We start from the raw sequence: 14078 nt of genomic DNA, 5'->3' as shown, positions 1-14078 counted from the left end.
TTAAGGAAAGGATCACAGACAATGAAACAGATTTTAATCATAGGGTCAGGTGGTCGTGAACATGCCCTAGCGCGTGCCTTTGCACAAAGCCAGGCAGTAAGCCAGGTCTATGTAGCGCCTGGTAACCCAGGTATGTTAGTGGATAATCAACACTTAACCCTACATGCCCCAATTGAAACGGTGGATATCACTGTAGATGATATTCAAACCTTAGTAGCCTTTGCTTTAGATAAGGCGATTGATATTAGCTTTGTTGGTCCAGAAGTGCCACTTGAAATGGGCATTGTCGACCACTTTAAATTACATGACCTAGACATTGTTGGTCCGAGTAAAGTTGCGGCCCAACTAGAAAATTCTAAACAATTTGCCAAGGAAATCATGGCCCAAGCTGGTGTCCAAACCGCTGCACACCAATTCTTTGATAGTCATGACATTGTTCAAGCCCTAGATTATGCTAAACAATTGCAATTACCGTTTGTGATTAAGGCAGATGGTTTGATGTCTGGTAAGGGTGTCGTTATTCCAACAAGCACGATAGAAGCAGAAGATATCTTAGAAGATTTCATGGTCAAAAAAGGCTTACCTTTATTAATAGAAGAATTTCTTGTTGGTAACGAATTTTCTCATTTCTCATTGATTAATGAAGACCAAGTAATCACACTTGGCACGGCTTGCGATTACAAGCCTGTCGGTGATGGTGATCAAGGAGCGAATACAGGCGGCATGGGCTCTTTTGCCCCCGTTTCCTGGATGACACCATCAATTAATCAACAAATTATTGATGCTATTGTGCAACCTGTGGCAGATCAAATGGTGCAAAATGGCACACCTTTTACCGGAATCCTATATACCGGCCTAATCTGGACTGTAAATGGCCCTAAGGTTATCGAATTTAACACACGTCTTGGAGATCCAGAAACACAAGTGGTCTTACCTTTACTTGAGACAGATTTCCTAGCTATTGTTGAAGCGCATTTGAATAAGGAAACAATCGATATTCAATATAAAAATGGTGTTCAATTAGGTGTTGTACTTGCAGCAGCAGGCTATCCTAAAGATTACATCAAAGGGATGAAACTTGATGTATCTACCATTGATACCAATCGTGTATTATACGCAGGTGTTAGTCAGGATGGTCAAAGTCAATTGATTGCCAATGGTGGCCGGATACTAATGGTAACAGGGCATGGCGAAGATATCGAAACTGCGAGAGCAGATGTATACGGACAATTGAATACGTTAGCTATTGCGGATACTTTCTACCGCAACGATATCGGATATTTAAGAGAAAGGAGCGATGTATGATGGCAGATGTTGCAGTTGTGATGGGATCGATTTCGGATTGGTCTCAGATGCAAGCAGCCTGTATCTTATTAGATCAGCTAGGTATTTCTTACGATAAACATGTTGTATCTGCCCACCGGATGCCAACAGAAATGTTGACCTTCGCGCAAAATGCGGCAGACGATGGGTACCAAATTATTATTGCTGGGGCAGGTGGGGCAGCTCACTTACCAGGTATGATTGCTGCGGCAACAAGTTTGCCCGTGATTGGTGTACCGATGAAGTCTTCAGCTTTATCAGGTATGGATTCGCTCCTTTCAATCGTCCAAATGCCCACGGGTGTGCCCGTTGCAACAATGGCAATTGGTGAGGCTGGAGCGAAAAACGCAGCCCTCATGGCAGGACGCATTTTGTCCTTACATCATGCGGACATTGGCCAACGCTTAAAAACCTATATAGATCAACAACATGCGGCAGCAGTAGAGAGCGATGTGACACTCAATGGTTAACACTTTATATCCCGGAGCCAAGATTGGTATCATCGGGGCCGGTCAACTCGGTAAGATGTTGGGACAATCCGCACAGAAGATGGGTTATCAAGTATATTTCTATGATCCAAACCCTACATCATGTGGCTTCGATGTGGCACAAGGCCACACAGTTGGCCAATTCGATGACCGAGAGAAATTATTAGATTTCGTCCAAACAGTGGACGTTGTTACTTATGAATTTGAAAATATCGATGGCGACCTACTTCAAGAAATTGACGCCCAAGCGTACCTTCCACAGGGCACAAAATTATTGTTGAACGGTCAGGAACGTATCAAAGAAAAAACTTGGTTAAATGAACAAGAAATCCCAACCACTCAATATAAGGAAATCACAGTCATCGATGATATCGATGTAGACATGGGCTATCCTTTTATCCTTAAAACTACGCGGTTTGGCTACGATGGTAAGGGGCAAATCAAGGTCGATTCAGACCACGATTTAACCATGAAATCGGAGACAATCCAAAACTTACTGGCTGAGCAACCATTGATTCAAGAAGTCTATTGCGATTTTGCCTATGAAGCGTCCATTATGGTGGCACGCGATTTACAAGGCAACATCAAATATTTCCCCATTTCGATCAATCAACATGAACACGGTGTCCTATTCTCATCACTAGTTGGTCAAACATTTGACCCGGTGATGACCGCAACGATTGAATCTATCGCGGGTAAAATAGCGACTGCTGGCAATTTAGTCGGCGTCTGTGGGATTGAATTTTTCGTCAGTCGAGCTGGCGATATCTTGGTCAACGAAATTGCACCACGTCCGCACAATTCAGGGCATTACACCATTGAAGCGTGCAACGTATCGCAATTTGATCAACATATTTTAGCCATTACCGGACATCCATTGATTGATGTTCGCTTGATGGAACCAGCACTTATGATTAACATTTTAGGCCAACATTTACCCCGCTTAGCTGAGGGGATGGCAGAATTTCCAAATGCTATCTTCCACATCTACAACAAGGGTGAGGCCAAGACGCAACGGAAGATGGGGCATTTCACCATTATCAATCCTAATTTTACAGATTTAGCGGATTTATTAGCTATTTCACAAACACTTAAAACTTGGAAACGTATGTATTAAAAAATGGAGGTATTTTCAATGAACGAAGTAATCTACAGCGGTAAAACTAAAGATATTTATCAAGGTGCAGAAGAAAACCAATTGGTATTGAAATTTAAAGACGATGTTACAGGTGTTGACGGTGTCTTCGATCCAGGTGCTAACCAAGTTGGTTTATCTATTGAAGGTGTAGGCCAAGTTGGTTTACGTTTAACTAAATACTTCTACAGCAAATTAAATGAAGCTGGTTACCCAACTCATTTCGTTGACGCTGATATCGAAAACAACACGATGACTGTTCGCAAAGCGAAAGTATTTGGTAAAGGTCTTGAAGTAATCACTCGTTTTAAAGCAACAGGTTCATTCGTTCGTCGTTACGGTGACTATGTAACTGAAGGAACTGCATTACCAACATATGTTGAAGTAACATTAAAAGATGACGACCGTGAAGATCCATACATTACAAAAGATGCATTAGCAATCTTAGACATCATGAACGGCGATCAATACGAAGAATTAGTTGCTACAACGAAAGAAATCGCATCATTCGTTCGTGACGACATTGCAGCTCACGGTCTTGAAGTATTTGATATCAAACTAGAATTCGGTTTCGATGCAGTAACTGGTAAAGTTATTTTAATCGATGAAATCTCTGGCGGAAACATGCGTGTATTCGATAATGGTACATACGTTTTACCATTAAACTTAATCAACTACTTCCCAGAAGCATAATTAAGATTTATAATCCCTATTAAAAATAAATGAGAAAAAACCTTGACTTTAATGAGTGACATTGTTAAAGTTGGTGTATTAAACAGCGAGAGGAGGACTACAATCATGCAAGCAATGACTACAACAAAATTCTATTTCTTTTTTAACTTTTACTTTTACTTTTTCGGTTCAAGTAAAGGTGATTTTGTTGTAGCTTCATAAGGATATGATTTTAGTTCTTTAGTCACTAGCGCGTCTAGTGTCCTAGGAAAGTCCTTTACAACAAATATCACATCGGTGGTGTTGTTGTAGAGGGCTTTTTTTCTTGCATAAAACATGCACCACCTATATGCGTCGTCTAGTAACTGAAACAAGTCAAGCCAATCAAAGGAGCAAACAAAAATGACAACACAAACAATTCAAACTACCACAACAAGCGCCACCAACGAAGATGCTATCCTAGCCAATATTAGTGAACCTTACAAACGCGCTAGTTTATCATACAAAGCAACGCCATCAGTTGTTACAGTCGGTAATATCAAAATTGGTGCCGGAAACTTTGCCATGATTGGGGGACCATGTTCAATCGAAGGTTTGGACAAATTAGATGAAGTTGCTGCCGCCGTGAAAGATGCTGGTGCGAATATGCTTCGAGGTGGCGCCTACAAGCCAAGAACTTCACCATATGCATTCCAAGGTTTAGGTGAAGAAGGTTTAGAAATTTTAGAACGGGTGGGTGCGAAATATGACTTACCAGTTGTTACTGAGGTCATGGCTGTGGACCAAGTCGACTTATTCGATGGCATAGATATGTACCAAATTGGCGCACGAAATATGCAAAATTTTGATTTACTAAAAGCTGTCGGCAAAACGAATAAACCTGTTTTGTTAAAAAGAGGGATGGCTGCTAGCATTGAAGATCTATTAATGGCGGCTGAATATATTTTGGCCCAAGGCAATCCTAATGTCGTTTTATGTGAACGTGGTATTCGCACTTACGAAACGACTACACGTAACACACTAGATTTATCAGCAATTCCAGTTCTTCGTAGCAAAACGCATTTACCGATTGTGATTGATCCAAGTCATGCTGTGGGTAAACGTGAATGGGTTGAATCGATGGCGATGGCTGCTGTAGCTGCTGGTTGTGACGGTTTGATTATCGAAATTCATCAAAACCCGGATGAAGCTTGGTCAGATGGTCGTCAATCATTAACTTTGGACGCTTACAAAACATTAACAAGTAAAGTACAAGCTTTACATACTTTCTTAAAAGATTTGAATGCAAGTGACGCGAATTTAGCTTAAAATAAGATTAGAAAACAAAATTGCTGAAACGCGGATGATGAATTGAGGGAATAAATTGGAAAAAGTTACAGTAGAGGTTGAAACACCATACGACGTTATGATTGACCACGACCTATTGAAACATGCAGCTGCTCATTTAGAAGATTTGATTCAGGGTAAGAAGGCACTGATTGTAACAGATGAAAATGTTGCTTCTTATGGCTACCTTGGCAATTTACAAGAAGCGATTGTTGGGATTACCAGTGGCGTAGATACTTATGTTCTGCCAGCTGGAGAAGCCCAAAAATCTGCTGAAAATTATATCGCCCTTCAAGGTCACTTGGCGACGTTGAATTATTCACGTTCAGATGTCATTATCGCGCTAGGTGGGGGCGTGATTGGGGACTTAGTAGGGTTTACAGCAGCAACTTATTTGCGCGGTATTGATTACATTCAAATGCCAACGACTTTACTGTCAGCAATCGATTCATCAGTAGGTGGGAAAACGGCGATTGATTTACCGCAAGGCAAAAATTTGGTCGGCGCTTTCTACCAACCACGACGTGTGCTATGTGATTTAGACACATTTCAAACTTTAAGCGAAACGATATTTGAAGATGGCTGTGCGGAATTAATTAAATATGGCATGATTCTTGACGGTGATTTATTAAATCAATTGATGGATCGCGAACAGCCTTTAAATGCTTTAAGTGCTGACCTAGGTGAAATTGTTAAACGCTGTGTGGAAATTAAACGGGATGTAGTGTTGGAAGATGAACATGATCTAGGTTTACGCCAGATGTTAAATTTTGGTCATACAATTGGCCATGCGGTGGAACAAGCTTCCCACTACCAAGTGTCTCATGGACGCGGTGTGGCCATAGGTATGATTTTAACGCAAATTATGGCAGAAAAAGAGGGCTTGACGGCCTTATTCATAACTGAACGCTTCAATCAATTACTAAACCAATATCATCTGTTAAATCAAATGCATTTGGTGAAAGCATACGATTACGAGGATTTAACCGTATCCATGACTAACGATAAAAAGCGCCGTGGTGGTGAAATAACGGAAATATTCCCGGATTCATTTGGTAAATGTCGTTTGGAAACCATGCCATTTGATCAGTATGCTAGTTATTTAGCAGCCATCATTGAGGACCTCAAAGCGGACAAATTGCCCCTCGTGACTGATAGTGATGATGAGGTGGCATAGATGGATAGTATTACTGATATCAATGGAAGGACCCAATTTGCAGCCGTGATTGGGCAACCCTTGAGCCATTCATTGTCACCCATTATTTACAATACCGCCTTCAAAGCCCAAGACGTCAACATGGTGTATCTGGCTTTCGAAACGAGTGAAGCCGAAACAATTGACCGTATCGAGCACTTGAAAGCCTTAGGTGTTCAAGGGATTAATGTAACCATGCCTGGGAAAATGGCTGCCATGGCTACTGTTGATGCGCTGGATAAGGCAGCAGCCTATGTCCAAGCTGTAAACATGATTACCACCAACGAAGACGGCAAATGGATTGGATACAACACTGATGGTGCTGGTCTCTGGTTGGCTGTCAAGAATAGAGATGTGGCACTTGCTGGCAAACGTCTAGTCATCTTTGGTTCAGGCGCAACCTCGCGTATTATCCTTGCCCAAGCTGTCTTGGAAGGTATGCTAGATATCACCGTGATTGCCCGTAAAATTCAAGAGAAAGACCATTTATTAAAGGTAGCGCAAGCCTTAACCAGTGATTATCCTGATTTAGCGCTCAACTTAGTAGATTTAGCGGATAGTGCAGGAGTCGAAGCAGCTGTGACCAAGGCGGAAATCGTTATTCAATCAACAAGTGTGGGCATGTCAGGTTCGAAGGATCAATCAATTTTGGCTAATGCAGAATGGCTACAAGCAGGTACAGTGGTGATAGATGTGATTTATGAACAGTTGGAAACGACGTTTATGAAGCAGGCGAAGTCACGTCACTGTCAGGTGATAGGGGGACTGGATATGTTGGTTTTCCAGGCCAAATTAAACTATCAACTATTTGCGCATCGAGACTTGCCTGTTGATCGAGTTTTTGAGACGATTCAAAGCCGTATTCATGGTCACTAGGGGCTTGAAAAGGCTATGAAAACTGCCGATAATAGGTTTGCAATTGCCCTTATATAATGCTAGAATGATAACGATAATTGATCTTTTCAGAGGTAGTAACAAGCACTGTTCAATTTAGCGAGTATACGGTTGGTGGAAGTATATTTGAACGACTTGCGAATTAGGCTGAATCAAAGATGGTTGAGTATGCTTTGGCAGAAAACACCACGTCCCGCCAACGTTATCGGTATGAAGAGTACAAACATAGGTGGTACCACGAAAAGAAATTTCGTCCTATATGCGTTTTTGACGTGTATAGGATTTTTTTATTTTAAAGGAGAGAAAAAAATGGCTTTTAATCATAAAGTGATTGAGAAAAAATGGCAAAAATATTGGGATGAAAACAAGGAATTTAAAACTTCTGAGGATTTTTCGAAACCTAAATATTTCGCAATGGATATGTTCCCTTACCCATCAGGTGCTGGTTTACACGTAGGTCACCCTGAAGGATATACAGCGACAGATATTATGTCTCGTTACAAACGTGCACAAGGTTATAACGTGTTACATCCAATGGGCTGGGATGCCTTTGGTTTACCTGCAGAACAATATGCTTTGGATACAGGGAATGATCCGGCAGAATTTACGGCAAAAAATATTGCTACATTCAAACGCCAAATTAAATCATTAGGTTTCTCATATGATTGGGACCGTGAAATTAATACTACTGATCCAAAATTCTATAAATGGACACAATGGATCTTCACTAAATTATATGAAAAAGGCTTAGCCTATGAAGATGAAATCCTAGTAAACTGGTCTGAAGATTTAGGTACCGTATTAGCGAACGAAGAAATTATCGATGGTAAGACGGAACGTGGTGGCTATCCAGTAGTCCGCAAACCAATGAAACAATGGGTATTACGTATTACGGCATATGCTGACCGTTTACTAGATGGTTTAGATAACGTAGACTGGCCAAACTCAGTAGTAGAAATGCAACGTAACTGGATTGGTCGTTCACAAGGTGCTGAAATCAATTTTGATGTGAAAGATCACGAAGGTTTATCTTTTGCGGCTTTCACAACGCGTCCTGACACAATTTATGGCTTAACTTTTGCTGTACTTGCCCCAGAACATGATTTAGTGAAACAAATCGTCACTGACGAACAACGTGCAGAAGTAGAAGCTTATATTGAAGCTGCATCTCGTAAATCTGACCTAGATCGTACAGATTTAGCAAAAGAAAAAACAGGTGTCTTCACTGGTGCTTACGGTATCCACCCATTAACAGGGGAAGCATTCCCAATTTGGGTTGCTGACTATGTATTAGCATCATACGGTACCGGTGCTGTTATGGCTGTTCCAGCTCATGACACACGAGACTATGAATTCGCACAACAATTTGGTTTAGACATTAAACCTGTTATTGAAGGTGGCGATGTAACGGTAGAAGCTTTCACAGGTGACGGTCCACACATCAACTCTGGTGACCTAAATGGTCTAGACAAAGAAGAAGCCATTGAAAAAGCGATTGCTATTCTAACGGAAACAGGTAAAGGTGAACGTACAACTTCTTACCGTTACGTGACTGGGTATTCTCTCGTCAACGTTACTGGGGTGAACCAATTCCAATTATTCATTGGGAAGATGGTACTACAACAACAGTTCCTGAAGAAGAATTGCCATTACGTTTGCCAAAAACAAACAATATTAAACCATCTGGTACTGGTGAATCGCCATTAGCCAACATTGAAGATTGGTTATACGTAACAGATCCTGAAACCGGTATGAAAGGTCGTCGTGAAACCAACACCATGCCACAATGGGCTGGTTCATCTTGGTACTTCTTACGTTATATCGATCCTAAGAACACCAAAGAAATCGCATCTAAAGAACTAGTAGACTACTGGTATAATGTTGATCTATACATTGGTGGGGCAGAACATGCTGTACTTCACTTATTGTATGCTCGTTTCTGGAACATGTTCCTATATGACTTGGGTATCGTACCTAATGAAGAACCATTCCAAAAATTATACAACCAAGGTATGATTTTAGGCGAAGGTAACGAAAAAATGTCTAAATCTAAAGGAAACGTTGTGAATCCGGATGATGTTGTTAACCAATATGGTGCTGATACATTACGCCTATACGAAATGTTTATGGGACCATTAGATGCATCTATCGCTTGGTCTGAAAACGGCCTTGAAGGTTCTCGTCGCTTCCTAGAACGCGTATGGCGCCTATTTGTAGATGAAAACGGTAAGATGCGTGACCGTGTCACAACACTTAACTCAGGTGAATTAGACAAGGTTTACCACCAAACAGTGAAAAAAGTTACCGAAGACTTTGATAACTTACACTTTAATACAGCAATCTCTCAAATGATGGTATTCGTAAATGAAGCCAATAAAGCAGACAGCTTATACTATGAATACGTGAAAGGTTTCATCCAATTATTAGCACCAATTGCGCCACATATTGCTGAAGAAATGTGGGTAATCGTGGGTAATGAACCAGGTATTTCTTACGTTGCATGGCCAACATTTGACCCAGAAAAAACGGTAGATGACGAAATAGAAATCGTTATCCAAGTTAATGGTAAAATTAAAGCCAAAGCAAACATTGCACGCGGCGCATCTAAAGAAGATTTAATCGCACTTGCACATGCAAATGATAAAGTAAAAGAAGCTATTGCAGGCAAAACTGTACGAAAGGAAATCGCTGTTGTCGACAAATTAGTCAACATTGTGGCAAATTAATAGACATCGTTTGGAAAAACACTTATAATTATCATTAGATTTTAATTAAGGGGAGATGGCTTTAAATGAAAAATATCTTAATCATTCACGATGCATCTGGTTTCGGGAAATGTTCAACAACCGTTGCATTGCCAATTTTATCAGGTATGGCACTTCAGGGAACAATTCTACCAACGGCTTTATTATCAACACATACAGGCCCTGGTTTTGAAGGTTTCACGTTCCTAGACCTAACTGATGAAATGGAAAAAATCGTGAGACATTGGCATTCATTTGGCCTACAATTTGACGCTGCCTATGTTGGATACTTGGGATCAATCCGTCAAATTAAATTCCTAGAAAAAGAATTACCAAAATTATTAAAAGATGATGCAGTGTTCTATCTAGACCCTGTAATGGCAGACAATGGCGAATTCTATTACGGATTCGACCAGGATTACGCTGATGAAATGGCAAAACTTTGTGCCATGGCTGATGTGATTATGCCAAACCAAACAGAAGCGAGCTTCTTGTATGGCGTAGAATATACTGAAGGTGTATGGCCACAAGAAAAAATCGATGAGTTCTTACGCATCGTTCGTCAACAAACTAATGCATCAGTTGTCTTAACTGGTGCAGGTTTTGATGGTGAAAGTCAAACGGGTGCTTACTACTTTGACGCCAAAACGGGTGAACAAGGATTAGCATCAGCAGCTTTTATTGGCGGTAAATTCCATGGTACAGGCGATATTTTCGGATCAATTTTTGTTGGAGCGCAAGCAAACGGTGCGAGCGTACAAGAAGCTACGCAATTAGCAGTAGATTATATCCCTCGTATCATTGAAAAATCGCTTGATGATCCAAACGTGATGCAAAATGGTCTACAATTTGAATTATTCATTGGCGACCTAGCAAACTATGTACGTATGTTGAAACAAAATCAAAATTAATGAGTCAACTAAGTTAAATATGTAAGAGGCTGGGACAAAAGATTAAAATCATAGATTTTTCGTCCTTACAGTGTACGTTCCTTGTGAGCCGTGGGACCATTGAAAGCCAAGGTCTTTCAATTTGAAATCGAGCCAAGGTCTCGATTTCATCCTCTTTCACGGCTAAGGAACTACACTTTCAGTCCTTTAACCTGTTCCAATGATATATTTCAATCAAAATTTATAAAATTTTTTTCAAAGTAAAAGGCGTACACAACTCTTATTAAGAATTGTGTACGCTTTTTAGAGGCCTTTGTCCAGCCTCTTTTTTTGTTTCTTATACAAAGGACATAAGATATCAAAAAATGGTGTTTTGTCCTTACAGTGTACGTACCTTAAAACCGTGGTACCAAGGAGAGGCAAGGTCTCTATGCTTTGAAATCGAGACAAAGGCTCGATTTCATCCTTGTTCACCGCTAAGGACGTACACTTCCAGTTCTCTTAATTCAAAAAAACTTAGGCCGCGGAATAATTATCTATTTTTATGTGAATATTAGAATACAAGGTTACATTAGTTTACTTTCTCATGAGTAGACAAGTTAATTAATTTTATTTTTGTTTTGACTATAGATTTTGATATATTAAAATCTTAAAGATCAAATATCCTGTTATAATAATAAAAATACATATTTTCAGTAATAGGAGATAAAACAATGGAAGCTAATCCAAGAAAATTATTAGATGAATTTATTCCGGAAGCAATGGGTAAGCAATGGGTAAGCAATTTGTGATACCTGTATATCAACGTAAATATACGTGGACAGTTAAAAATCAATTGTTGCAGCTCATGAAAGATTTACACCTTTTAGTTAAGGATGAATCATTACAAAAACAACATTTTTTAGGGACTATCGTTTATTTTGAAAATATCGTAAATTATAAAACTGAGCGATCCATAGTTGATGGTCAACAGCGATTGGTAACCATGTTTTTGATGGCTCACGCAATGAAATCCTTAGCTGAGAATGATATTAGAAAACGAGAAATTGATGATACTTATTTACAAAATTACGGTGAACCAGAAGGAACAAGATATAGACAACGTTTATATCCTTCAGTTTCTGATGGTGACGAATATTTGCTTATTGCGGATGGTAAATACGAGCAACTTGATAAAGCAAGTCATAGTAATATAGTTCAAAATTTTTTATTTTTACAAAGAGAGTTAGATAAGTTTGTAAAAGAGTTTGGCTTTGATAGGGTGCTTTATGCCATAAAAAGATTTTCTATCGTTTATATAAAGTTGGATGAACGTGACAATGCTCAACAAATATTTGAAAGTATTAACTCAACTGGTGAAAGATTAACAGCTTCAGATCTTATTCGTAATTTTATTATGATGGACAAATCTAATAAAGAACAAACTCATTTATACAATAACTATTGGAAAATACTTGAGCAAGTATTTCCAGATTCAAAAGACATGGAGGATTTCTTCAGGTATTATTTAGCATCGTTATCGGGCGATTTTGCACCTAAAAATCTTATTTATTGTCAAGGACAGTATAAAATTGTAGGTTTATGACAGAATAAAAATGTAGGTTTTTGACAGTCTAATTTAGAAGTCCATTTATATTTTCCCTTTCATACGATATGATTTTCCAGTAATCTTGAAGACTTTAACATGGTGAACCAGACGATCAAGAATGGCGGCGGCTATTTCAGAATTCTGAAATAGCTCCCCCCATCGAGATAAGATAATATTTGTCGTAATCATTGTTGATTTTTTTTCGTAACGCATCGTTAATAGTTGAAAGAAGAGGTTAGCTTCAACTTTTTGAATTGGTAAATAACCTATTTCATCAATGATCAAAAGATCATATTTGGCATATCGTTTCAGAACACGATCGACGGTCCCTTTTTCAAAGGCAGAACGAAGACGTAAAAGTAATTCATGACAACTGATAAACAGCGTACGGTAGCCTTGATGACATGCTTCAATGCCTAATGCAATGACAAGGTGTGTTTTCCCTACACCAGGGTTTCCAATGAAAACTAAGTTTTCTTTTTTCTCCATAAAAGCCATATGTTTCAAGTCTAGAATCTCTTTTTTGTTAACGCTTGGTTGAAAGTTGAAATCAAATTCTTCAAGTGATGTCCGTTTGGGAAAGTGTGCGCGCTGGATGACACGTTCCACAGTCTGATTCGTTTGAAAGTCTAATTCTTGATTAGTTAATTCTAGAAGAGCTTCTGTTACAGAAAGCTCATCTCGATTGGCAATTTCAATATAGTTTGGCACATATTCTCTCATATGTTTTAAATTCAAGGCCTCTAGATTATTTAATAGTTTTTGATAGTTACTGCTCATTCGAAGGCACCTCCAGTAAATCATATTGCTTTAAACTTCGTTTAATATGTTCTTGGATGTCATCTTCTTCTTTGTGGCTCATGACATCTGATTTAAGTATCTGAACCAAATCTTCTTGGTTATAGTTCAATCTTTTTGTGGTAAGTGGGTGCGAACGAATCTGTTCTCCGTTATAATAAATGTGCACGTACTCTTCGTTTTCGGAAAGATCCAAGTCAACTTCTTTTCCGATATAACGAGGGTCTACAGAGTACCTACATTTGCGGAAAATGACCATTGCTTCCTTTGTGACTTTACGGCGAATAGAGTCTTCAAAATAAGGATTTAACAAGTCATCTTTTAGCTTATGGAGGTGCTCTTTTTCATTAATTTTCCAAAGTATATCAGGAATCTCGTCCGTTGCTTGAGACACTTCCGAATTTAATTCATCACAAAGTTCGTCAACGATTCGAATGAGGTCTGTCGAATCATAAAATTCATGATTGTAAACCCGTAACCGGTCCATTGTTCTGGCGAGAGCTTCTACGCTGCCTTTTGTTTGGGGGCGAAAAGGACGACAGACCATTGTTCTGAACCCTGCATCTTTACTAAAAGAATAGAAGCGATCGTTTAAATGAACCTGAGAGAATTGAGTTCGTGACCGGTCGACGACAGTTTTCATATTATCGAACCATATTTCTTCTGGAACACCACCGGTGTTATAAAAGGCATCATTCATGCACTCAAACAATGTATCTTGTTTACGATCAAAGGTAAGCGTAATAAATTTCTTCTTTGAGTAGGGCAATATATAAAGGAAAATATTAAAGCGGAAGACTTCTCCCTGACTGCTTATCAGTCGCATTTCTTCTTTCCAATCGATTTGTGCTGAAAGACCAGGCGTATATTCGACGCGTACCGTTGCTTTCTGTATCCGTTCTTTTTTCACTCCACGGCAATAGTCTCTAACAAGACTGTAACTCCCATCGAACCCTTTCTTTTGTATGAATTTGAAGATACTTTTAGCGGTACATTGATCTTCTAACTTAATATCTATGATTTGT

12 protein-coding genes and 1 pseudogene are annotated in these 14078 nt (G+C 39.3%); 11 read left to right on the top strand and 2 right to left on the bottom strand.

Annotation, left to right across the window (positions count from 1 at the left end; genetic code table 11):
• Positions 1 to 21 precede the first annotated feature (21 nt).
• From purD to B9P78_RS00015, 11 genes and pseudogenes are all read left to right on the top strand, one after another.
• Complete coding sequence (gene purD, locus B9P78_RS00060) at positions 22 to 1305, top strand: phosphoribosylamine--glycine ligase (RefSeq protein WP_094517562.1); 1284 nt, start codon at positions 22 to 24, stop codon at positions 1303 to 1305.
• Complete coding sequence (gene purE / locus B9P78_RS00055; RefSeq protein WP_094517561.1) at positions 1305 to 1793, top strand: 5-(carboxyamino)imidazole ribonucleotide mutase; 489 nt, start codon at positions 1305 to 1307, stop codon at positions 1791 to 1793. Before purD ends, purE begins: the two co-directional genes overlap by 1 nt.
• A complete protein-coding gene (gene purK, locus B9P78_RS00050; RefSeq protein ID WP_094517560.1) occupies positions 1786 to 2928 on the top strand; it encodes a 5-(carboxyamino)imidazole ribonucleotide synthase in 1143 nt (380 codons plus the stop codon). The genes purE and purK overlap by 8 nt, the downstream gene beginning before the upstream one ends.
• Positions 2929 to 2946: 18 nt before the next feature.
• Positions 2947 to 3639 (top strand): phosphoribosylaminoimidazolesuccinocarboxamide synthase, encoded by a 693-nt coding sequence (locus B9P78_RS00045; RefSeq protein WP_094517559.1) that lies wholly within the window; start codon positions 2947 to 2949, stop codon positions 3637 to 3639.
• Positions 3640 to 3681: 42 nt separating this feature from the next.
• Positions 3682 to 3840 (top strand): hypothetical protein, encoded by a 159-nt coding sequence (locus B9P78_RS09765; RefSeq protein WP_158520559.1) that lies wholly within the window; start codon positions 3682 to 3684, stop codon positions 3838 to 3840.
• Positions 3841 to 4020: 180 nt separating this feature from the next.
• On the top strand, positions 4021 to 4926 hold the full coding sequence (gene aroF / locus B9P78_RS00040; protein WP_094517558.1) for a 3-deoxy-7-phosphoheptulonate synthase: 906 nt from the start codon (positions 4021 to 4023) through the stop codon (positions 4924 to 4926).
• Positions 4927 to 4981: 55 nt separating this feature from the next.
• Complete coding sequence (aroB, locus tag B9P78_RS00035) at positions 4982 to 6121, top strand: 3-dehydroquinate synthase (RefSeq protein WP_094517557.1); 1140 nt, start codon at positions 4982 to 4984, stop codon at positions 6119 to 6121.
• Complete coding sequence (locus tag B9P78_RS00030; RefSeq protein ID WP_094517556.1) at positions 6122 to 7015, top strand: shikimate dehydrogenase; 894 nt, start codon at positions 6122 to 6124, stop codon at positions 7013 to 7015.
• 327 nt (positions 7016 to 7342) lie between these two features.
• Positions 7343 to 9759 (top strand): annotated as a pseudogene (leuS, locus tag B9P78_RS00025) (leucine--tRNA ligase).
• Positions 9760 to 9824: 65 nt separating this feature from the next.
• The gene (locus tag B9P78_RS00020; RefSeq protein WP_094517555.1) at positions 9825 to 10688 is read left to right on the top strand and encodes a pyridoxamine kinase; all 864 of its coding nucleotides are present in this window, start codon (positions 9825 to 9827) and stop codon (positions 10686 to 10688) included.
• Between the two features lie 751 nt (positions 10689 to 11439).
• Positions 11440 to 12252: a DUF262 domain-containing protein gene (locus tag B9P78_RS00015; RefSeq protein ID WP_233487619.1), complete on the top strand. Its 813-nt coding sequence runs from the start codon at positions 11440 to 11442 to the stop codon at positions 12250 to 12252.
• 45 nt (positions 12253 to 12297) lie between these two features.
• Here the strand turns inward: B9P78_RS00015 and istB are convergent, their stop codons facing one another.
• Both istB and istA read right to left on the bottom strand, forming a co-directional pair.
• On the bottom strand, positions 12298 to 13035 hold the full coding sequence (gene istB / locus B9P78_RS00010; protein WP_003141336.1) for an IS21-like element helper ATPase IstB: 738 nt from the start codon (positions 13033 to 13035) through the stop codon (positions 12298 to 12300).
• The coding region (gene istA / locus B9P78_RS00005; protein WP_094517554.1) for an IS21 family transposase at positions 13025 to 14078 on the bottom strand (1054 nt) is incomplete at its 5' end. The genes istB and istA, both read right to left, overlap by 11 nt.

This window comes from Aerococcus sp. 1KP-2016 (assembly GCF_002252085.1).
GTDB lineage: Bacteria > Bacillota > Bacilli > Lactobacillales > Aerococcaceae > Aerococcus.
This window is presented reverse-complemented; position numbering and strand designations above follow the sequence as displayed.